Here is a 20216-nt window from a genome sequence, read left to right as displayed (position 1 = left end):
GCGGGCATAACCGCAGCGCCGCCCGCATTCGAACACAAGTTCACAGTTCGTGTTCAGTGGCGACACAGAGCGGACACAAGGCGGTAGGCAACGGTATTCGCATGGAACGAGGTAACAACCAGCCTCGAAACGCACGGAATACGAGGCGCCTGGCACGTGTTGTCCCCGACGTTGCGCTGCTGTCAGCCGACGGCGGCCCCGTCGTGGAGGATCACGCCATAACCAATCTGCTGCCCCCGGTCGCGATGTCGCACCCGGCCACCCACCCGGACCGCTACCGGGGAGATGACTGGGTCGAGTCACCCGACGAACCGCAGGGGACCGCGGTCTTCGACGCCACCGGTGACGTCGCGGCCATGCCGTCGTGGGACGAACTGGTCCGCCAGCATGCGGACCGGGTGTACCGCCTGGCGTACCGGCTCGCCGGTAACCAGCAGGACGCCGAGGACCTCACCCAGGAGACCTTCATTCGGGTGTTCCGGTCGCTGCACAGCTACCAGCCCGGAACGTTCGAGGGCTGGCTGCACCGCATCACCACCAACCTGTTCCTGGACATGGTCCGCCGCCGCGGCCGCATCCGCATGGAAGCGCTGCCGGAAGACTATGACCGGGTGCCGGCCGACCAGCCCGACCCCGAGCAGATCTACCACGACGCGCGCCTGGACCCCGACCTGCAGGCCGCGCTGGATTCGTTGCTGCCGGAGTTCCGGGCCGCCGTCGTGCTGTGCGACATCGAGGGACTGTCCTACGAGGAGGTCGGCGCGACGCTGGGCGTCAAACTCGGCACCGTGCGCAGCCGCATCCACCGGGGCCGGCAGGCGCTGCGCGACTACCTGGCGGCTCGCCCGGGGCAGCAGGGGGCGGCGAGCGTCGGCGACACCGCGGCGCGCTGATCCGCAGTTCGCACCGGCGGTTTCCCCGTCGTTGCGCCATCCCGCGCTACATTCTTTAGATAGCCGTGGACGGTGTTGGCGAATTCGGGAGAGGAGTCCGGTGGTGACGGACCGGGGAGGTGTATTCCGCCGCGCTTTCTCCTGGTTGCCGTCGCAGTTCGCCTCCCAAAGCGACGCCCCGGTCGGCGCGCCCCGGCAGTTCGGGTCCACCGAGCACCTGTCCAGCGAGGCGATCACCGCCTACGTCGACGGCGAACTGCGGATGAACGCCCACCTGCGCGCCGCTCACCACCTGTCGCTGTGCTCGGACTGCGCGGCCGAGGTGGACTACCAGAGTCGGGCGCGGACGGTGCTGCGGGATTCGCATCCGATCCGGATTCCGGCCAACCTGCTCGGGATGCTGTCCCAGATCCCCGACTCACCGACCGATGAGCCGACGCCGCCGGCACCGGGCCCATTCCCGGATGGCAAACCGCACGACCGTCGCAAGCGCCGGTAAGGTAGGTGCGATGCAGTGCCAGCGCCCCGTAGCGCGCGCTTTCCCCAGCGTCCGGGTGCGGACCCGCGGGTAGACCCGGGAGAGGATTACGTGAGCTCCAACAAGGAAACCCGCCTGGCGCCGCGGCCCGTCTACCGGCCGCCGGTGGACAGTGCCTCCGAGAAGACGTTCGGCCGTCCCGACGGTGTGCGCGGATCGTTCACGCCCGCCGACGGCCGCGCCAAGCACCACCTCGAGCAGGGCGAGTTCGCACCACGCGACCAGCCGCCGGACCCGGTGCTCAAGGAGGCCTTCGGCCGGCCGTTCGGCGGTGCCCCGTCGCTGCAGCGCCACCCCGCCGACGCCGGCGCGCTGGACCGCAACGGCAAGCCGAACGGGGCGGAGGCGGCCGCCGACCCGTGGCGGGACCCCGCCGCCGGCGCCGCACTGGGCGCACCGGCGGTGGTCCCACCGCCGCCGGCGATCGTCAACACGGCCGAAGGCCGACTCGGTGTGCGCGACGTGCTGTTCGGCGGCCGGGTGTCCTACATCGCACTGGCCATCCTGGGTGCAATCGCGCTGGTGGCCGGTGCCCTCGGTGGCCTGGTCGGCTGGGCGGTGGCCCAGCCGGTCGCGGCGATCACCCACTCGAAGGTGACGCTGTCGACCAAGGGCAACGCCGAGGAGCCGGCCGGCCGGTTCGCCAAGGTCGCCGCCGCCGTCGGCAACTCCGTGGTGACCATCGAGTGCGTCAGCGACGACACCGGCATGCAGGGCTCCGGCGTCGTCATCGACGGCAAGGGCTACATCGTCACCAACAACCACGTCATCTCCGAAGCGGCCAGCAACCCGAGCAAGTTCAAGACCACCGTGGTCTTCAACGACGGCAAAGAGGTGCTGGCCAACCTGGTCGGCCGGGACCCGAAAACCGACCTGGCGGTGCTCAAGGTCGACAACGTCGACAACCTGAGCGTGGTGCGTCTCGGTGACTCCGACAAGATCCGGGTCGGCGACGAGGTGATCGCGGCCGGCGCCCCGCTGGGACTGCGCAGCACGGTCACCCACGGCATCGTCAGTGCGGTGCACCGGCCCGTGCCGCTGTCCGGCGAGGAGTCCGACACCGACACCGTCATCGACGCCGTCCAGACCGACGCCTCGATCAACCACGGCAACTCCGGCGGCGCGCTGATCGACATGGACTCCCAGCTGATCGGCATCAACACCGCCGGTAAGTCGCTGTCCGACAGTGCCAGCGGCCTGGGCTTCGCGATTCCCGTCAACGAGATGAAGGTCGTGGCGCAGGCGCTGATCAAGGACGGCAAGATCGTGCACCCGACGCTGGGGGTGAGCGCCCGCTCGGTGAGCAATGCGGTCGCCTCCGGCGCGCAGATCGCCAACGTCAAGGTGGGCGGTGCCGCCGAGAAGGGCGGGATGCTGGAGAACGACGTGGTGGTCAAGATCGGTGACCGCACGGTCGCCGACGCCGACGAGTTCGTGGTGGCGGTGCGCCAGCTGACGATCGGCAAGGAAGCGCCGGTGGAGGTCGTCCGGGACGGCCGCCACGTCACGCTCACCGTGACCCCGACCGCCGACGGCTAAATGTTCGCCAACGTCGGCTGGGGCGAGATGCTGGTCATCGTGGTGGTCGGCCTGGTGATCCTCGGCCCGGAGCGGTTACCGGGCGCGATCCGGTGGACGACGACGACGCTGCGGCAGGCCCGCGACTATCTGGCCAACGCCACCGGCGCGCTGCGCGACGAGATCGGACCCGAGTTCGACGACCTGCGAGCGCCGCTGAGCGAACTGCAGAAGCTGCGGGGGATGACGCCGCGGGCCGCGCTGACCAAGCATCTGCTGGACGGCGACGACTCGCTGTTCAGTGCGGTCAGTCAGCTGGCCGAAGACCCACTCGCCATGCAGGTGCCGGCGGCGGCTCCGGCACGGCTGGCGCCGGGTACGCCGGCGCCGTTCGACACCGACGCTACTTAGCCCGCGGCTCGCCGTCGTAGCCGGCGCTCAGCGCTTCGTGTTGCCGGTGTCCAGGCCCAGCGACATGCCGACCAGGCCGCGGCCACGGGTGGCCAGGCTGTCGGCGATCCGACGCAGCTCCTTGCCCGCGATCGAGTCGGGGTCGAGCACCACCGGGGAACCGGAGTCGCCGGCGGTCACCATCTGCGAGTCGATCGGCACCTGGCCGAGCAGCGGCACGTCGCGGCCCATCGCCTTGGTCAGCCGGTCGGCGACCCGCTCGCCGCCACCCTCACCGAACAGGTGCATGACGCTGCCGTCGGGCATCGCCAGCCCGGACATGTTCTCCACCACGCCGACCACCTGCTGACGGGTCTGCAGGGCGATCGCCCCGGCCCGCTCAGCCACTTCGGCGGCCGCCAGCTGCGGGGTGGTCACCACCAGGATCTCCGCGGGCGGCACCAGCTGGGCCACCGAGATCGCGATGTCGCCGGTGCCCGGCGGCAGGTCGAGCAGCAGGATGTCCAGGTCGCCCCAGTAGACGTCGGCGAGGAACTGCTGCAGCGCGCGGTGCAGCATCGGGCCGCGCCACACCACCGGGGTGTTGCCCTTGGTGAACATCGCGATCGAGATCACTCGCACGTTGTAGCCCTGCGGCGGCATGATCATCGACTCGACCTGGGTCGGCAACCCGGTGACGCCCATCATCCGCGGCACCGAGTGGCCGTAGATGTCGGCGTCGAGCACACCCACCGACAGGCCGCGTTCGGCCAGTGCCACGGCGAGGTTGACGGTCACGCTGGACTTGCCGACGCCGCCCTTGCCGGAGGCGATCGCGTACACCTTGGTCAGCGAACCGGGCTGGGCGAACGGGATGACCGGCTCGGCGGCGTCGTTGCCGCGCAGCTGCTTGCGTAGTTCGGCGCGCTGCTCGTCGCTGAACACGTCCAGGGTCACCTTGACCGGCCCGGTCTCCGGGACGTCGCTGACCGCGTTGACCACCATGTTGGTGATCTCGGACTTCATCGGGCAGCCGGCGATCGTCAGGTAGATCGTGACGTGCACGCTGTGGTCGTCGGCGATCTCAATGCTCTTGACCATGCCCAGCTCGGTGAGCGGACGTTTAATGTCCGGGTCCAGAACCGTGCCCAGGGCAGCGTAGATCTTGTCGTGCAGGACCTTGTTGTCTTCAGGCGTCTCGGACATCACAGATGAGTCTAAGGCAGCGCGCGGCGACCGCCGAATGTGATCTTGGTCGACTTGCCCGGCCGGAGCGTTCCGGCTAGGGGGAGGGTGGCGCGGGCGGTACGGCGTACGCCGGCATCGGGGCCGGGGCCGGGGCCGGGGCCGGGGCCGGGGCGAGCGCGGGTGGCGGGCCCAGGGCGGGCGGCGGTGCGTCCAGCGGAACAGGCGGTGCCGGTGCGACGGCATACGGCGGCATCGGTGCGGGTGCGGCGTCCGGTGCAGGCGGAACCGCGTAGGGCGGCGCAGCGACCCCGGGCCGGGTCTGCGGCTCCAGGCAGATCACCCCGCAGGTGATCGTCGGGCGCGTGTCGGCCGGTGTCATCCACGGCAGCGTCCAGGGCAGGTTCCCCGGTGAGGTCTCCGGCACCTGCTGGCCCAGGGTGATCAACTGGGTGGCCGCCGCCGGGTCGCCCGGCGTCAGGCCGTGCAGGTTCAGTGGCGAGCCCGGCCCCAGGCCTTCGGGGTGTTCGAGGTGCTCCAGGCGCATGTCGGCGATCGGCGGTGGCGCCCCGATGATCGGCGGCAGGTCTACCGGCGCGACACCGGTCGCGTAGGCCGCGGCCCAGCCCAGCACGTTCTGGGCGTACGCCATCGAGTTGTTGTAGCGCAGGATCGCGGTCAGGACCTGGGACTGGTCGCGCAGGTTCAATCCGCCGCTGCACAGGTAGCCGGCCGCCGCCAGGGTCGCGTCGTAGACGTTCTGCGGGTCGGCCTTGCCGTCGCCGTCGCCGTCGGCGGCATAGCGTGCCCAGGTGCCGGGCAGGAACTGCATCGGCCCCATCGCGCGGGCGTAGACCACCCGGCCGGGCGCGCTGGCCTGCACGATGACCTCGTTGCCGGGCAGGGTGCCGTCCAGGGCCGGCCCGTAGATCGGCTGCAGCGCGGTCCCGCGGATATCGGTGGCGCCGCCGTTGGCGTGGCCGGACTCGATGCGGCCGATCCCGGCGAGCAGATTCCAGGTGATCCCGCACCCCGGGGCGGCGACCGCCATCCGCTGCTCGGCGTTGCGGTAGGCCGACAGCGCCATCTTCGGAATCCCGAGCGTGCCCGGGGCGTACACCACCGCGGCCGGGGGCAGTGCCGAGGTGGCCGCGGCGACGACGTGGACGTCAACCGGCGGGCGCTGAACGGCGACGACGGCGGGACCCGACGAGTGTCCGCCGGTGGAGGCCACCGCTGCCAGCGGGGTGACCGCGGCGTTGCGCAGTGGCAGTGTCAGCGTCGGTGAGCGGGGGGTTGCGCCGACGGCGCCGGCGAACACCAGCGGGGTGATGAAGGCCAGGCCGAACGCCGGCCGCAGGGCGCCGCGAGCCGCCCGCCGCAACCCGGCCGTGCGGGATCGACGCCCGGTGTCTGCGCGCCTTGTCAGCACGTCACCGCCCCCCGTCGTTCGCCGTCGTCAAACGTCCTGCGCCGCTGTGTCGCATCGCGAGCGCATCGTGAACTAGGTCACCATACCTAACGTCACACCGGGCGGTGACGGTTATCGGCCCTGCATGTGGATCAGTTGGGTTGAGCCGACTGCCGGGTGATGGGTTCGGCGGTCGCCGTGTCGGACTCGCGCGGGTCGGGGCGCAGGTCCTCGAGCACCTCGCGCAGCCGTTCGAGTTCGTGGTGCAGGTAGTCGCGGGTGGCGACCTCACCGACCGCCAACCGCAGCGACGCCAGTTCGCGGGCCAGGTATTCGGTGTCGGCCTTGGTCTGGGCGGCGCGACGGCGGTCCTCGTCGAGGCTGACCCGGTCGCGGTTCTCCTGACGGTTCTGGGCCAGCAGGATCAGCGGCGCGGCGTAGGCGGCCTGGGTGGAGAACGCCAGGTTGAGCAGGATGAACGGGTAGGGGTCCCAGCGGAACCGGACCGCGTAGACGTTCAGCACGATCCACGCCACCACGATCAGGGTCTGGATGGCCAGGTAGCGCCCGGTGCCGAAGAACCGCGCGACGGACTCGGTGAACTTGCCCAGCGCGTCGGGATCCAGTCGCAGGCTGGGGATCCGTGAGGTGCGCGGGGTGGACAGCCGCTGCGATGACGTGCGGTCGGTCATGACGGCCTCCCGGCGAGTTTCGGCCCCAGATCCGGCTCGGGGGTTTCGCGCCAGTCATCCGGCAGCAGGTGGTCCAGCACGTCGTCGACGGTCACCGCGCCCAGCAGGTGGTTCTGCTCATCGAGCACCGGTCCGCAGACCAGGTTGTAGGCGGCGAAATAGCGGGTCAGCTCCGCCAACGACACCGCCGGGTTCAGCGCCGGCAGGTCGGAGTCGACGATCCCGCCGATGAGTTCGGCCGGTGGAACCCGCAGCAGTCGCTGCAGAGTGACGCACCCCAGGTAGTGCCCGGTCGGCGTGGCGGTGGGGGCGCGGGTCACGAACACCAGCGATGACAGCGCCGGCGTCAGGTCGGGGTCACGCACCCGGGCCAGCGCCTCGGCGACCGACGTGTCGGCGGTGAGCACTACCGGGTTGGACGTCATCAGCCCGCCCGCGGTGTCCGGGGAGTGCTCCAGCAGCCGGCGCACCGGGTCGGAGTCGTCGGGGTCCATCCGCGCCAGCAGCAGTTCGGCCTCGGTGGGGTTCATCGCCCCGAGCAGGTCGGCCGCGTCGTCGGGGTCCATCTCCTCCAGGACGTCGGCGGCGCGCTCGGTGCCCAGCTGGCCCAGTACCGCGGCCTGCCGCTCCTCCGGCAACTCCTGCAGGATGTCGGCGAGCCGGGCGTTGTCCAGTGCGTTGAACACCTCGTAACGGCGCTTCGGGGGCAGTTCGCGGATCGCGTCGGCTACCTCGATCGGCCGCCACCCCTCGAACTGCTGCAGCAGCTGGGCCACCCCCTGACCGGGCATCGCCAGCGCCGACGGCGTCAGTCCCTGCACGTTGTGCCAGTCCACCACGTGCACCGCCGCCCGTCGGCCCAGCCGCCGGGAGTGCCGCACCGCGATCCGGGTCACCAGCCAGTCCCGGGTGCGGGCCTGCTCCAGGGCCAGGTCGGTGATGGCCACGTCCACACCGGCCAGCTCCGGCAACTCCGGGTCGTTGACCCGCACCTTGGTGTCGAGCACCTGCCCGAGCACCAGCACCTCGCCGGGCCGCTGGTTGAACCGGCGCAGCGAGACGTTCCCGGTGTTCAGTGTCACCGCGTTCGGCTCGATCGCAGCGACCCGCAGAATCGGCACGAAGATGCGCCGGCGGGTCGGCAGTTCGACGACCAGGCCCAGGACCCGAGGTTGCTGACGCACGATGCTGATGCTGATCACGATGTCGCGGACCCGGCCGACCGATTCACCGAACGGGCCGAGCACCAGCATCCGCGCCAACCGTGCCGCGTAAACCCTGTTGACCGACGCCATGGTTGAAAGGGTAGGAGTATTTGGGTGACCAACGCCTATCGCCCCCGCCGGACCTGCCTGTCCGTGCCGGGCAGCAGCCAGAAAATGATCGACAAGGCCAAGGGCCTCGCGGCCGACGAGGTCTTCCTCGACCTCGAGGACGCCGTCGCACCGGCCGCCAAGACGCAGGCGCGCTCCCGGGTGGCCGCGGCGCTGGCGATGCCGGGCTGGTCGGCGCCGCTGCTGGGGGTGCGGGTCAACGACTGGACGACGCCCTGGACCCACGCGGACCTGATCGAGGTGGTGTCGGCGGTCGGCGCCGCCCCGGAGGCGCGCCTGGACGTCGTCGTGCTGCCCAAGGTGTCGGAGGCGTCGCACGTGCAGGCGCTGGATCTGCTGCTCACCCAACTGGAGACCATTCACGGCCTGCCGGTCGGGCAGATCGGGATCGACGCGCAGATCGAGGACGCCCGCGGGCTGATGAACATCAACGCGATCGCCGCCGCGCCGCGGGTGCAGGCGCTGGTGCTCGGCCCGGCCGACCTGATGGCCAGCCTGAACACCCGCACCCTGGAGGTCGGTGAGCAGCCGGAGGGCTACACCGAGGGCGACGCCTACCACCATGTGCTGATGACGATCCTCGTCGCCGCCCGCGCGCACGGGGTGGCCGCCGTGGACGGGCCGTACCTGCGGGTCCGCGACGTCGACGCGTTCCGGCGGGTCGCCGGCCGGTCCGCGGCACTGGGGTACGACGGCAAGTGGGTGCTGCACCCGGATCAGATCGCGGCCGGCAACGAGATCTTCAGTCCGCGCCAGGCCGAGTACGACCACGCTGAACTGATCTTGGAGGCCTACGCCTGGCACACCTCGCAGGCCGGCGGCGCCCGGGGCGCGGTGATGCTCGGCGACGAGATGCTCGACGAAGCCAGCCGCAAGATGGCGCTGGTGATCGCGGGTAAGGGGCGGGCCGCCGGGATGCGCCGGGAGGCGCCGCCGTTCACACCACCGGCCTGACCGGCGCCGGCGGTGAGCTACCTAAGCCACAACTGGTAGGCGAGGCCGGCAGCGATCGCGAACACGCCGACGGCGGTCCCGCCGATCGCCAGTTCGCGACCGACGGCACCGGGTTTCCCGGTCTGAGCGACTGCGACCCCACCCAGCACGATGCCCACGACCGCCAGCGGCCAGAGCACCAGCCCGAGCAGGGAGAACACCAGCGACGCGATGGCCGTCTTGTTCGTGCCTCCTGGTGGCGGGCCCGACGGGAGGTAACTGCCCGGGTACGGCGTTGCGTAGCCCGGGGCGGGGTAGTCGGTGGGCGCGCCGTAACCGGGAGGCGGGTAACCGGGAGCCGGTGGGTAGCTGGGTGCCGGCGGGTAGCCGGGAGTCGGGGGATACGTGGGTGTCGGATAGCCCGGCGGGGGGTATCCGGGTGCCGGGTATCCGGGTGGGGGAGCCGGGTAGGGCCCGAAGCCCGGCGGGTTCGGCGGGTACGGGGCGGGGTCCGACCGGGGCTGATCCGCGTCACCTTCCGGATTCTCGCCAGGACCCTCGCCGGGAACTGTCATGCTGTTCAACCTAGCGGAAGTGACGACGGCCGTAAGGGCTCTTCGGGGGTGCCGACCGGCGGCCCGCCGCGTTGAGGAAGATGGCAGCAGACACCCGGCAGCCCGGGCGGTGCGACGCAGATGTACCGGCCCTCGACGAGAGAAGGATCGATGACCAGCCCCTTCCAGCCCGGACAGGCGCCCGATCCACTCGGTGCGGCATCGATCGCCGCGCGCCGCCGTGACGTCGCCAGGCTGCCGACGCCGCCCAAGGGCTGGCCGATCGGGTCGTACCCCACCTACGCCGAGGCGCAGCGCGCAGTGGACTACCTCTCCGACCAGCAGTTCCCGGTGCAGCAGGTGACGATCGTCGGTGTGGACCTGATGCAGGTCGAACGGGTCACCGGCAGGCTGACCTGGCCCAAGGTGCTCGGCGGCGGCGTGATCACCGGTGCCTGGCTGGGGTTGTTCATCGGCCTGGTGCTGGGCATCTTCAGCTCCAACCCGACGCAGGCGCTGGTGACCGGGTTGGTGGCCGGGGTGTTCTTCGGGCTGATCACCTCCTCGGTCCCGTATGCGATGGCCCGCGGCACAAGGGATTTCAGTTCCACCATGCAACTGGTCGCGGGACGATACGACGTGCTGTGCGATCCGCAGAGTGCCGAACAGGGCCGGGATCTGCTGGCGCGACTGACGCTGTGATCCGGCGGCTGGGCGCGGCGGCGCTGACGGCTTTCGTTGCCGCATCGGCGGTTTCGGGGTGCGGAACCGGCGAGCCGGTGGGCGGTGGGCCGGTGGTCAGCCTGTACACGCCTGCCAACGACGCCTCCACGTTCGGGGCGCTGGCCAAGCGCTGCACCGCCGAGGCCAACGGACGGTTCGTGATCCGGCCGTTCAGCCTGCCGCGCGCCGCCGACGATCAGCGTCTGCAACTGGCCCGCCGGCTCACCGGCAACGACCGCACCCTGGACGTGATGGGACTCGACGTGGTGTGGACCGCGGAGTTCGCCGAGGCCGGGTGGGCGCTGCCGCTGTCCGAGGACCCGGCCGGGCGCGCCGAAGCCGACGTCACCGCCGACATCCTGCCCGGCCCACTGGCCACCGCACGCTGGAAGCAGCGGCTCTACGCCGCGCCGGTCGCCACCAACACCCAGTTGCTCTGGTACCGGCCGGATCTGGTCGGCACGGCGCCGACCACCTGGGATGGGGTGCTGGCCGACGCGGCCCGACTGCACGCCGCCGGCGAGCCGAGTTGGATCGCGGTGCAGGCCAAGCAGTACGAGGGCCTGGTGGTGTGGTTCAACACGCTGCTGGAGAGCGCCGGCGGCCGGGTGCTCGCCGACGACGGCACGACCGTCACCCTGACCGACACCCCGCAGCACCGCGCGGCAACCGTTGCGGCACTGCGGATCATGAAGGCGGTCGCCGACGCGCCCGGCGCCGACCCGTCGGTCACCCAGACCGACGAGGGCACCGCCCGGCTGGCGCTGGAGCAGGGCAACGCGGCGCTGGAGGTGAACTGGCCGTTCGTGCTGCCCTCCATGCTGGAGAACGCGGTCAAGGGCGGGGTGGCGTTTCTGCCGCTGAATCGGCGCTCGGACCTGGCCGGCAGCATCGACTCGGTCGGGGCGTTCACGCCCACCGATCAGCAGTTCCGGATCGCCTACGACGCCAGCCGTCGGGTGCTCGGCTACGCGCCGTACCCGGCGGTCCAGCCGGGGCAACCGGCCAAGGTCACCCTCGGCGGGCTGAACCTGGCGGTGGCCAAGACCACCCGGCATCGGGCGGAGGCGTTCGAAGCGGTGCGCTGTCTGCGCAGCAAGGCGAACCAGAAATATCTGGCGATCGACGGGGGGCTGCCGTCGGTGCGCGCCTCGGTCTACGCCGACCCGGAGTTCCAGGCGAAATACCCGCAGCACACCGTGATCCGCCGGCAGCTCACCGACGCCGCGCTGCGCCCGGTGACGCCGGTCTACCAGGTGGTGTCCACTCGGATGTCGGCCACCCTGGCGCCCATCACCGGCATCGACCCGGAGCGCACCGCCGACGACCTGGCGGTGCAGGTGCAGAAGGCCGTCGACGGCAAGGGGCTGATCCCGTGACGCGCACCGATGACGTCCGGGCGCAGCGGCGGCTGGCGGTCGCCCTGGTCGCGCCGGCGGTGATCCTGATGCTGGCGGTGACGGCCTACCCGATCGGCTACGCCATCTGGCTGAGCCTGCTGCGCTACAACCTGGCCACCCCGGACGACACCGCGTTCGTCGGGCTGGCCAACTACCAGACCACGCTGACCGACTCCTACTGGTGGACGGCGCTGGGTGTGACCGCGGCGATCACCGTCGTCTCGGTGGCGATCGAATTCGTGCTGGGCCTGGCGCTGGCCCTGGTGATGCACCGGACGCTGTTCGCCCGGGGGGCGGTGCGCACCGCGGTGCTGATCCCGTACGGCATCGTCACGGTGGCCGCGGCCTACAGCTGGTACTACGCCTGGACCCCGGGGACCGGCTACCTGGCCAACCTGCTGCCGGCCGGCAGTGCGCCGCTGACCCATCAGGTCCCGGCGCTGGCGGTCGTGGTGCTGGCCGAGGTCTGGAAGACGACGCCGTTCATGGCGCTGCTGCTGCTTGCCGGGCTGGCGCTGGTCCCCGACGACCTGCTCAAGGCCGCGCAGGTCGACGGCGCCGGGCCGTGGCGGCGACTGGTCAAGATCATTCTGCCGATGATGAAACCGGCGATCCTGGTGGCGCTGCTGTTCCGCAGCCTCGACGCGTTCCGGATCTTCGACAACATCTACGTGCTCACCAGCGGCTCGAACAACACCGGGTCGGTCTCGATCCTGGGCTACGACAACCTGTTCAAGGGCTTCAACGTCGGCCTGGGATCGGCGATCTCGGTGCTGATCTTCCTCTGCGTCGCGCTCATCGCGGTCGTCTTCGTCAAGGTGTTCGGCGCGGCCGCACCGGGAACGGACCCGCGATGACGGCGCATCGGGGCCCCGGAGGTCGGGCCGCGTTCTGGGTGGTCGTCGACTTCGCGGTGATCGTCTACGCGCTGGTTCCGGTGCTGTGGATCCTGTCCCTGTCGCTCAAACCGACGTCAACGGTGAAGGACGGCAAGCTGATTCCGGCGTCGGTGACACTGGACAACTACCGGGCGATCTTCACCGGCCGGGGCACCGGGTCACCGTTCGGTTCGGCACTGATCAACTCGGTCGGAATCGGGCTGATCACCACGGTGATCGCGGTGACGATCGGGGCGATGGCGGCCTATGCGGTGGCCCGCCTGGACTTCGCCGGCAAGAAGGCGCTGGTCGGCGCTGCCCTGCTGATCGCGATGTTCCCGCAGATCTCGCTGGTCACACCGCTTTTCGACATCGAGCGGGCCGTGGGGCTGTTCGACACCTGGCCGGGGCTGATCATCCCGTACATCACGTTCGCGCTGCCGTTGGCGATCTATACGCTGTCGGCGTTCTTCGGTGAGATCCCGTGGGATCTGGAGAAGGCCGCCAAGATGGACGGCGCCACCCCCGGCCAGGCGTTCCGCCGGGTGATCGCACCGCTGGCGGCGCCGGGCATCGTGACCGCGGCGATCCTGGTGTTCATCTTCGCCTGGAACGACCTGCTGCTGGCACTGTCGCTGACCGCGACGAAGGCGTCGATCACCGCACCGGTGGCGATCGCGAACTTCACCGGCAGTTCGCAGTTCGAGGAACCGACCGGATCCATCGCCGCCGGGGCGATGGTGATCACGGTGCCGATCATCGTCTTTGTTCTAATCTTCCAACGGCGGATCGTGGCGGGCCTGACCTCCGGCGCGGTGAAGGGATAGACCGATGGCAGAGATCGTCCTGTCGCACGTCAACAAGAGCTACCCGGATGGTGCGGTGGCCGTGCAGGATCTGTCGCTGACGATCGGCGACGGCGAGTTCCTGATCCTCGTCGGCCCGTCCGGCTGCGGGAAATCGACCACGCTGAACATGATCGCCGGGCTGGAGGAGATCTCGTCGGGGGATCTGCTGATCGGCGGTGAACGGGTCAACGACAAGGCGCCGAAGGACCGGGACATCGCGATGGTGTTCCAGTCCTACGCGCTGTACCCGCACATGACCGTGCGGGGCAACATCGCGTTCCCGCTGACGCTGGCGAAGATGAAGAAGAAGCAGATCGCCGAGAAGGTCGCCGAGGTCGCCGAGATCCTCGACCTGACCGCGCTGCTCGACCGCAAGCCGTCGCAACTGTCCGGCGGGCAGCGTCAGCGGGTCGCGATGGGACGGGCGATCGTGCGTCATCCCAAGGCATTTCTGATGGACGAGCCGCTGTCCAACCTGGATGCCAAACTGCGGGTACAGATGCGCAGCGAGATCGCCCGGTTGCAGCGCCGGCTGGGCACCACCACCGTGTACGTGACCCACGACCAGACCGAGGCGATGACGCTGGGAGACCGGGTGGTGGTGATGAGCGGCGGTGTGGCGCAACAGATCGGCACACCCGACGAGTTGTACACCCGGCCGGCGAACCTGTTCGTCGCCGGTTTCGTCGGCTCCCCGGCGATGAACTTCTTCCCCGGCACACTGACCGCGGCCGGGGTGCGGATGCCGTTCGGCGAAGTCGCCCTGACCCGGCCGGTGCGCGACGTGATCGACAGTCACCCGGGGTCGAGCGGCGATGACGTCGTGGTCGGCGTGCGCCCCGAGCATCTCGGCGACGCCGGCCTGCTCGACGACGCGCAGCGCGCCGCGGCGCTGACTTTTCCGGCGCGGGTCGATTTGGTCGAGTCGCTGGGCGCCGACAAATACGTGTACTTCACCCCGGACGCACCGATGGACCCGCGCGAGGGTGCGGCACCGGTGGCCAGGGTGCCCGCCGAGTCGAAGGCGACCGGCGGCCAGTCGATCGAACTGGCACTGGACCCGGCGAAGGTGGTCGTCTTCGATGCCGCCTCCGGGGTGAACCTGACCGTCCCATCGAATGAGGCTCCGTGAGTGAGGATCTGACCAGGGTGCGGGCGCACCTGCGCGCGCATTTCGCCGCCGCCGGCATCGAGACCGACCCCGAGGTGGCGCGCATCATGTTCGTCGGCGCCGAACCGATCGAGGTGCTGCGGTTCGGCCCCGGCACCGACCGGATGATGCACTACGCATCGGTGGGGTGCGCTCGGCTGCCGATGGGGGATCCGAGTCAGATCCTGGCCGACCCGGTGAACGGTCCGCGCGCCGAACTGGTTCTGCGGCTGCGGGTTTCGGGTTCCGACACCGGGTTGGCCCGCAGCCTGGCGGCGCTGGCGTCCGCACCGATGGTGGAGGGTGTGGTGCTGGCGCCCGATGCGCTGCTGGATCTGGGGCAGCCGCTGTGGATGCGGGAGTCCGGCGCGGTGCCGTTCACCGCGGTGCTGCTCGGTGACAGCGACATCGCCGATCTGCCGCTGGCCGAACCACGCGAACCGGTGCACTTCCTGTCGGCCATCCCGATCACCGCGACCGAGGCGGCCTGGGTGCGGCTCAAGGGCGCCGAGGCGATGCGCGACGCCTGGCGTGCCGACGGCGTGGACGTGTTCGACCCCGACCGGCCGGCGTCCGAACCGCGCTGATCTCCTTCTCTGCGCGACCGTGCATAGTTGACCGGCATTTCCGCAGGTGGGGGTGGTCAACTATGCACGGTCGCGGAGGCGGGAAACAGCCTCCGTAACAGGCACTACAGGCGTGGGCACTCCGCGAGCGACCGGACCACCGAAGTCGGCGGCCACGTGTTGCAGGCAACCCAGTCACTGGGGTTCGGCCGGTCTGACGGGCACATGTACCCGAACGGAATGTCCTGGCCCCAACAATTGAATACGTTCACCGACAGCGGCGGTGCGTTGACACCGACCTGCCCACCTTTGTTGATGTTCGGAATGGCTTCCACAGGCTGCGTGTCTAGGTCGGCGAGGATAAAGTCACGGACGGGCACATCGGTGGCTCCCGGCACGCAGGGAATCCAGTCCGGGTGGACGAGCGTGATCGCTCCGAGCGTGCATTCGTGGTCGGCGTGCGCTGCGGGTGCCGCACTGAATGCCACCGTCGCGCCGATTGCGGTTGCTGCAATGGCGGTAGCCCCTGCCAGCTTCACTAGTTTCATGATCGGCTCCTTTTACCCGCGCGTCGGTGCTCCGTGCCCGGCACTACTAAGCCGACTATGCGACGACACGGCCCGGGAACATCAGCCAAAGCGCGTAAAAAGCCGAGGGTTGGAGGCTCGTGACTGGTGGAGGGTAAATGGGGCGGACGCGCTCAGAGCCAGCCGTTGCGCCGAAAGGTGCGGTACAGGGCACCGCAAACGAACAGCATCACGATCAGCGCCATCGGGTAGCCCCACGCCCAGTGCAGTACCGGCATGTGGTCGAAGTTCATTCCGTAAATGCCGGCGATCAGCGTGGGCACCGCCAGCATGGCCGCCCAAGCCGAGATCTTGCGCATATCGGTGTTCTGCTGCATGCCGACCCGGGCCAGCGCCGCCTGCACCAGAGAACTGAGCATCTCGTCGTAGCTGGCGATCTGTTCGGCGACGTGGGTCTGGTGGTCGGCCACGTCGCGCAGGTAGCGGCGAATCTCCTTGCCGATCAGATCCCGGTGCTCGGTCTGTATCCGCTGAAACGGCCCCGACAGCGGGGCCACCGCGCGGCGCAGCTCCACGATCTCCCGCTTGAGCTGATAGATCGGTTCGACGTCGATGCGCGCACCGGGGGAGAACGCCACCTCCTCGACGGCGTCGATGTCGGCTTCCATGAGGTTGGTCACCTCGACGTAGCGGTCCACCACGTAGTCGGCGACCCCGTGCATCACGGCGTACGGGCCTAGCCGCATGTGCTCGGGGTCGGCGTCGAGTCGCTTGCGCACGTCGGCCAGGCCGCTGTGCTCGCCGTGCCGGACGGTGATGACGAAGTTCTTGCCGACGATAACCATGATCTCGCCGGTCTCAACGATCTCGCGAGCCCGCAGGACGGAATCGAACGGCACGTAGTTGACCGTCTTGAGCACCAGGAACAGGGTGTCGTCGTACAACTCCAGCTTGGGTCGCTGGTGGGCGTGCACCGCGTCTTCGACGACGAGCTCATGCAACCCGAAAGTGTCTGCCACGGCCTGCATCTGGCTGTTGTCGGGCTGATGCAGGCCGATCCAGACGAACGCATTGCGGCCCGTCGCCTCGACCTCGCGCACCTCGGTCAGCGCTTCGGCGGGAGCGTAGGTTCCCGGCAGCCGGACCCCGTCGGCGTAGACACCGCAGTCGACCATCGCCGACACCACCGAAGCGCGGCCGAGCGCGGGACCGCTGGGCTGTTCGCGTGAGGCCGCCATGGCCGCCCTCCCAATGCGGTGCGGGTCGGGGTTCGTGCGGGTCAATGCTACGCGCGGGCGGCCGTCGTAGCCGGGTGCGCCACGGCACGCGCAACCGTCAGATCAGAACCAGCGAACGACTTCCTTGTGACGGGATGCGTAAACGCCGTTGCCCACCCACCTCGGATTCGTCATCTGGTCTGTTCGCCACAATTCCCGGCCGGTCGCGCTGTCCACACAGCGCGCATCGTCGGTGAACCTCAGCAGCATCCGCTGCCCATCCGAGCCGGCAAGGTAGTCGAAAGACACAGCTATGTCGACGAATGGATTGGCGCTTTCGGTGGAGCAGGTCTGCATCTTGACCCGGCTCAGATTGTCCGGCAGATCCGAACGGGATACGTAGAAGAAGCATGTCTGGTCGACAGCCGTGACGTCTGGGTAGGACAAGGATTTGAAGTCCAACTGCTCCCGGGTGTGCTCGGACCAGACAACCCGGCCGGAAAGACCGTCGAGTCCCCGGATCTCGCCTGATGACCCGTTGAAAGCGATGGGTTGTGCTGCTCCCGGGTGCGTCCGTTCGGGTCCCGACCAGTCGGGGCTGCGGGCCAATTTAAAGCCTTGGCCCGCAATCGTCGAGAGTTTCTTGCCGGTGAAGTCGTAGAAGTCGATGATATCCGTATATTCATTGAAAAGTGCAAATCCAGTGGTGTGCACGACGTACGAAGAATATTTCACGTCGCGGACAATCATCTCCCCGGTCGTCGCATCAACGACGTCGTGATACAAGAACGCGATCCCCTGATCGCCGTAGACGGAAAGCGGCGAGTCAGTGTCAAGCTTCCAGATTTGCGTTCCGTCGGCTCGATAACCGGTCGCGGAATTCGAACCCGTCACGACGAAACCGTCGCCGACCCGGTATATGTTGTCGCCGTCTGCCGCGGTGTGACTTTTCTCCCGACCGGTTGTCGCGTCGAAGAACACGGTCATGCGGTTTTGGCCGTTCGGGGCTACAAAACCGCACGCGACGGTCGTGCTGGCGCGGTCTATCGCGCACTGCATGCCGGAATAGAACTGCGGGTCGGCACCGGCCGGTAAGGCTGGTCGTGGCCACAGTGGAGCGCCGGTCGCGGCGTCCAGTGCGATGACGCCCTCGACATCGGTTGCCACGATGACCATGGCCGCGTTGCCCCCGGCCACAAACGGGTAGCGCTTGCCACTGCCCCCGGCTGCGTACACCCAGCGCGGCGCCGCCGGCGGCTGTTCGAGCGACGGCACGAGGTGGCTGGTCGACGGGCGAGGTCGAGCGTCGACCGGCGCCGCCGGTTCGACCGGAACCGGTGCAGCGGCAACCGTCGGTGGGGCGTCGTCGTCGCGTGGTGTCAGCTTCCACGCCAGTACCCCGGCACCTGCCACCAGAACGACGACCGTCATCGCCAGTGCCGCCACCAACGCCGTCCTGGTGCGTTGCGGCGTCGGGTCAGGTGGAGGCGGCGGGCTGCCGTACGGATACCCGCCCGCTGCCTGCGGGTTGCCGAACGGAGAGTTGCCCGGTGTGTGCCACGCTGGCGGAATCTCCCGGAAGGGGTCGTTGTTCGGGGGATATCCCCCGGCGGGATACGTCATGGGTGTCCTGCTCGGTCAACGCGCTGAGACTGCGACATTCGCCGAGACTATAAGGATCGACGGTCCAGTCACTTCTGCAGTCAGGCCGGCCGCCTCCAGGCTGGGTTCGGTGGCCGTCGCGGGGTTCCGCCGGGTTCAGGGGTCCCGAAGTTACGGGCCAGTACGAATGGGATAGTTTCGACTGCGGACCACCGCCGTACTATCCCGCCCAAGGAGCACTCGACGTGAGCACAACCCCACTCAAGGTGGCCGTCACCGGCGCCGCCGGCCAGATCGGCTACAGCCTGCTGTTCCGCCTTGCCAGCGGCTCGCTGCTCGGCCCGGACCGCCCGATCGAGCTGCGCCTGCTGGAGATCGAGCCGGCCCTCAAGGCACTCGAGGGTGTCGTCATGGAGCTCGACGACTGCGCGTTCCCGCTGCTGTCGGGTGTGCAGATCGGCTCGGACGCCAACAAGATCTTCGACGGCGCCAACCTGGCCCTGCTGGTCGGTGCGCGCCCCCGCGGCCCGGGCATGGAGCGCAGTGACCTGCTGGAGGCCAACGGCGCCATCTTCACCGCCCAGGGCAAGGCGCTCAACGCCGTCGCCGCCTCCGACATCCGTGTCGGCGTCACCGGCAACCCGGCCAACACCAACGCGCTGATCGCGATGAGCAACGCCCCCGACATCCCGCGGGAGCGGTTCTCGGCGCTGACCCGCCTCGACCACAACCGGGCGCTGTCGCAGCTGTCGAAGAAGACCGGCGCACCGGTCACCGACATCAAGAAGGTCACGATCTGGGGCAACCACTCGGCCAGCCAGTACCCGGACATCTTCCACGCCGAGGTCAACGGCAAGAACGCCGCCGAGGTCGTCAACGACGAGGCCTGGATCGAGAACGACTTCATCCCGACCGTCGCCAAGCGCGGCGCGGCGATCATCGACGCCCGCGGCGCCTCGTCGGCCGCGTCGGCCGCGTCGGCGACCGTCAACGCCGCCCGGGACTGGCTGCAGGGCAGCCCGGCCGACGACTGGGTGTCGATGGCCGTGGTCTCCGACGGCTCCTACGGTGTGCCGGAGGGTCTGATCTCGTCGTTCCCGGTCACCACCAAGAACGGCGACTGGAGCATCGTGCAGGGCCTGGAGATCAACGACTTCTCCCGCGCCAAGATCGACGCCTCGACCGCTGAGCTCGCCGAGGAGCGCGACGCGGTCACCGGTCTCGGCCTCATCTGATCGGAACGCTGACCGAATCGGCCTCCCGCGCAATCCGCGCGGGAGGCCGATTCGTTTCCCGCCCCGATCGGCGGGCGGTGGCAGACTGCGATCCGCCGGGGCCGTTTATTACGCGCTTTGGCCGATGTTCTTCCGGGCCTCCCATCGGATAGTCGACTCATCGGAGCCGAATGTGCCGCTATCGGCACATCGCCGAAGGGAGGACACCGATGAAGCTGGTCAATACCGCGGCTGCCGTCACCCTGGGGGTGGCCACGACGCTCGGCGCCGGGGTGCTGGTGCGTGCCGCGCCTGCCGAGGCGCTTCCACCCGGTACCTACTTCTGCTGGTCGCACCTGGTGCCGAACACGCAGCAGTGCCCGCCGGTTCCCCCGTGGGGCGACCGGTGGGTGGCCTGTCCCTCGGAGACGCTGTACTTCGTGCTCGACGATGTGAACAAATGCATCGGGAACATCTCCGCGGCGGACACCTACACGTTCAACTGCTGGGGGCGCAACATGGTCCTGGGGAAGATCTGCCCGCCGGTGGCGCCGCCGCCGGACAACTGGCGGCCGTGTCCGAACCTGCCAGGCAACGTGTGGACGCTCGACGGCGACTGCCACCGCCCGTACTGACCGTGGGG

General features: G+C 69.2%; 21 protein-coding genes. 13 read left to right on the top strand and 8 right to left on the bottom strand.

The genetic code is table 11. The features are described from left to right. Positions 1-101: 101 nt before the first annotated feature. From sigE to tatB, 4 genes are all read left to right on the top strand, one after another. Positions 102-893, top strand: a complete 792-nt coding sequence (sigE, locus tag KIH27_RS16365) for an RNA polymerase sigma factor SigE (protein WP_372451405.1) — start codon at positions 102-104, stop codon at positions 891-893. Between the two features lie 103 nt (positions 894-996). Beyond that, positions 997-1392, top strand: coding sequence for an anti-sigma E factor RseA (rseA, locus tag KIH27_RS16360; RefSeq protein WP_214094018.1), 396 nt, complete (start codon positions 997-999; stop codon positions 1390-1392). A 90-nt stretch (positions 1393-1482) separates the two neighbouring features. Beyond that, on the top strand, positions 1483-2970 hold the full coding sequence (htrA, locus tag KIH27_RS16355) for a serine protease HtrA (protein WP_214094017.1): 1488 nt from the start codon (positions 1483-1485) through the stop codon (positions 2968-2970). Further along, positions 2971-3360 (top strand): Sec-independent protein translocase protein TatB, encoded by a 390-nt coding sequence (tatB, locus tag KIH27_RS16350; protein ID WP_214094016.1) that lies wholly within the window; start codon positions 2971-2973, stop codon positions 3358-3360. 27 nt (positions 3361-3387) lie between these two features. Here tatB and KIH27_RS16345 read toward each other — a convergent pair whose 3' ends face one another. The 4 genes from KIH27_RS16345 to KIH27_RS16330 all read right to left on the bottom strand — a co-directional run bounded on the left by KIH27_RS16345 (position 3388) and on the right by KIH27_RS16330 (position 7922). Beyond that, a complete protein-coding gene (locus tag KIH27_RS16345; protein WP_214094015.1) occupies positions 3388-4545 on the bottom strand; it encodes an Mrp/NBP35 family ATP-binding protein in 1158 nt (385 codons plus the stop codon). A gap of 76 nt (positions 4546-4621) precedes the next feature. Beyond that, complete coding sequence (locus KIH27_RS16340) at positions 4622-5953, bottom strand: lytic transglycosylase domain-containing protein (protein ID WP_214094040.1); 1332 nt, start codon at positions 5951-5953, stop codon at positions 4622-4624. 134 nt (positions 5954-6087) lie between these two features. Beyond that, positions 6088-6627 (bottom strand): DUF1003 domain-containing protein, encoded by a 540-nt coding sequence (locus tag KIH27_RS16335; protein ID WP_214094014.1) that lies wholly within the window; start codon positions 6625-6627, stop codon positions 6088-6090. Beyond that, positions 6624-7922, bottom strand: coding sequence for a magnesium transporter MgtE N-terminal domain-containing protein (locus KIH27_RS16330; protein ID WP_214094013.1), 1299 nt, complete (start codon positions 7920-7922; stop codon positions 6624-6626). The genes KIH27_RS16335 and KIH27_RS16330 overlap by 4 nt, the downstream gene beginning before the upstream one ends. Before the next feature lie 24 nt (positions 7923-7946). On the opposite strand from KIH27_RS16330, the gene KIH27_RS16325 reads away from it, so the two are divergent. Next, complete coding sequence (locus KIH27_RS16325) at positions 7947-8915, top strand: HpcH/HpaI aldolase/citrate lyase family protein (protein WP_214094012.1); 969 nt, start codon at positions 7947-7949, stop codon at positions 8913-8915. A gap of 17 nt (positions 8916-8932) precedes the next feature. On the opposite strand, the gene KIH27_RS16320 is transcribed toward KIH27_RS16325, so the two are convergent. After that, positions 8933-9469, bottom strand: a complete 537-nt coding sequence (locus KIH27_RS16320) for a DUF4190 domain-containing protein (protein WP_214094011.1) — start codon at positions 9467-9469, stop codon at positions 8933-8935. 150 nt (positions 9470-9619) lie between these two features. Here KIH27_RS16320 and KIH27_RS16315 point away from each other — a divergent pair, with 150 nt between their 5' ends. The 6 genes from KIH27_RS16315 to KIH27_RS16290 are packed head-to-tail and all read left to right on the top strand — an operon-like array spanning position 9620 to position 15034. Further along, a complete protein-coding gene (locus KIH27_RS16315; protein WP_214094010.1) occupies positions 9620-10150 on the top strand; it encodes a YflT domain-containing protein in 531 nt (176 codons plus the stop codon). Next, complete coding sequence (locus tag KIH27_RS16310; RefSeq protein WP_214094009.1) at positions 10147-11550, top strand: extracellular solute-binding protein; 1404 nt, start codon at positions 10147-10149, stop codon at positions 11548-11550. Before KIH27_RS16315 ends, KIH27_RS16310 begins: the two co-directional genes overlap by 4 nt. Further along, positions 11547-12428, top strand: a complete 882-nt coding sequence (locus KIH27_RS16305) for a carbohydrate ABC transporter permease (protein WP_307856906.1) — start codon at positions 11547-11549, stop codon at positions 12426-12428. The genes KIH27_RS16310 and KIH27_RS16305 overlap by 4 nt, the downstream gene beginning before the upstream one ends. Further along, positions 12425-13276 (top strand): carbohydrate ABC transporter permease, encoded by an 852-nt coding sequence (locus KIH27_RS16300; protein ID WP_214094008.1) that lies wholly within the window; start codon positions 12425-12427, stop codon positions 13274-13276. Before KIH27_RS16305 ends, KIH27_RS16300 begins: the two co-directional genes overlap by 4 nt. Before the next feature lie 4 nt (positions 13277-13280). Further along, positions 13281-14429, top strand: coding sequence for an ABC transporter ATP-binding protein (locus KIH27_RS16295; protein ID WP_214094007.1), 1149 nt, complete (start codon positions 13281-13283; stop codon positions 14427-14429). Beyond that, positions 14426-15034 carry a suppressor of fused domain protein gene (locus tag KIH27_RS16290; RefSeq protein WP_214094006.1) on the top strand — a complete coding sequence of 203 codons (609 nt, stop codon included), beginning with the start codon at positions 14426-14428 and terminating at the stop codon, positions 15032-15034. The genes KIH27_RS16295 and KIH27_RS16290 overlap by 4 nt, the downstream gene beginning before the upstream one ends. 104 nt (positions 15035-15138) lie before the next feature. Here the strand turns inward: KIH27_RS16290 and KIH27_RS16285 are convergent, their stop codons facing one another. The 3 genes from KIH27_RS16285 to KIH27_RS16275 all read right to left on the bottom strand — a co-directional run bounded on the left by KIH27_RS16285 (position 15139) and on the right by KIH27_RS16275 (position 18380). After that, the gene (locus KIH27_RS16285) at positions 15139-15561 is read right to left on the bottom strand and encodes a hypothetical protein (protein ID WP_214094005.1); all 423 of its coding nucleotides are present in this window, start codon (positions 15559-15561) and stop codon (positions 15139-15141) included. Positions 15562-15713: 152 nt separating this feature from the next. Next, positions 15714-16778, bottom strand: coding sequence for a magnesium/cobalt transporter CorA (gene corA, locus KIH27_RS16280; protein WP_214094004.1), 1065 nt, complete (start codon positions 16776-16778; stop codon positions 15714-15716). A gap of 102 nt (positions 16779-16880) precedes the next feature. After that, the gene (locus KIH27_RS16275) at positions 16881-18380 is read right to left on the bottom strand and encodes a PQQ-binding-like beta-propeller repeat protein (RefSeq protein ID WP_214094003.1); all 1500 of its coding nucleotides are present in this window, start codon (positions 18378-18380) and stop codon (positions 16881-16883) included. Positions 18381-18604: 224 nt separating this feature from the next. On the opposite strand from KIH27_RS16275, the gene KIH27_RS16270 reads away from it, so the two are divergent. Next, positions 18605-19594 (top strand): malate dehydrogenase, encoded by a 990-nt coding sequence (locus KIH27_RS16270; RefSeq protein WP_214094002.1) that lies wholly within the window; start codon positions 18605-18607, stop codon positions 19592-19594. A gap of 209 nt (positions 19595-19803) precedes the next feature. After that, positions 19804-20208: a hypothetical protein gene (locus tag KIH27_RS16265; protein ID WP_214094001.1), complete on the top strand. Its 405-nt coding sequence runs from the start codon at positions 19804-19806 to the stop codon at positions 20206-20208. The last annotated feature ends 8 nt before the right edge of the window (positions 20209-20216 follow it).

The sequence above is a fragment of the Mycolicibacter acidiphilus genome (genome assembly GCF_018455725.1).
GTDB classification, from domain to species: domain Bacteria; phylum Actinomycetota; class Actinomycetes; order Mycobacteriales; family Mycobacteriaceae; genus Mycobacterium; species Mycobacterium acidiphilum.
This window is presented reverse-complemented; position numbering and strand designations above follow the sequence as displayed.

Coding starts and splice junctions, on each gene's coding strand:
- KIH27_RS16320 (WP_214094011.1), bottom strand. CDS start 9,469: ATGACAGTTCCCGGCGAGGGTCCTGGCGAGAATCCGGAAGGTGACGCG.
- KIH27_RS16330 (WP_214094013.1), bottom strand. CDS start 7,922: ATGGCGTCGGTCAACAGGGTTTACGCGGCACGGTTGGCGCGGATGCTG.
- corA (WP_214094004.1), bottom strand. CDS start 16,778: ATGGCGGCCTCACGCGAACAGCCCAGCGGTCCCGCGCTCGGCCGCGCT.
- KIH27_RS16345 (WP_214094015.1), bottom strand. CDS start 4,545: ATGTCCGAGACGCCTGAAGACAACAAGGTCCTGCACGACAAGATCTAC.
- KIH27_RS16315 (WP_214094010.1), top strand. CDS start 9,620: ATGACCAGCCCCTTCCAGCCCGGACAGGCGCCCGATCCACTCGGTGCG.
- KIH27_RS16300 (WP_214094008.1), top strand. CDS start 12,425: ATGACGGCGCATCGGGGCCCCGGAGGTCGGGCCGCGTTCTGGGTGGTC.
- KIH27_RS16265 (WP_214094001.1), top strand. CDS start 19,804: ATGAAGCTGGTCAATACCGCGGCTGCCGTCACCCTGGGGGTGGCCACG.
- KIH27_RS16335 (WP_214094014.1), bottom strand. CDS start 6,627: ATGACCGACCGCACGTCATCGCAGCGGCTGTCCACCCCGCGCACCTCA.
- KIH27_RS16275 (WP_214094003.1), bottom strand. CDS start 18,380: ATGACGTATCCCGCCGGGGGATATCCCCCGAACAACGACCCCTTCCGG.
- tatB (WP_214094016.1), top strand. CDS start 2,971: ATGTTCGCCAACGTCGGCTGGGGCGAGATGCTGGTCATCGTGGTGGTC.
- KIH27_RS16295 (WP_214094007.1), top strand. CDS start 13,281: ATGGCAGAGATCGTCCTGTCGCACGTCAACAAGAGCTACCCGGATGGT.
- KIH27_RS16285 (WP_214094005.1), bottom strand. CDS start 15,561: ATGAAACTAGTGAAGCTGGCAGGGGCTACCGCCATTGCAGCAACCGCA.
- sigE (WP_372451405.1), top strand. CDS start 102: ATGGAACGAGGTAACAACCAGCCTCGAAACGCACGGAATACGAGGCGC.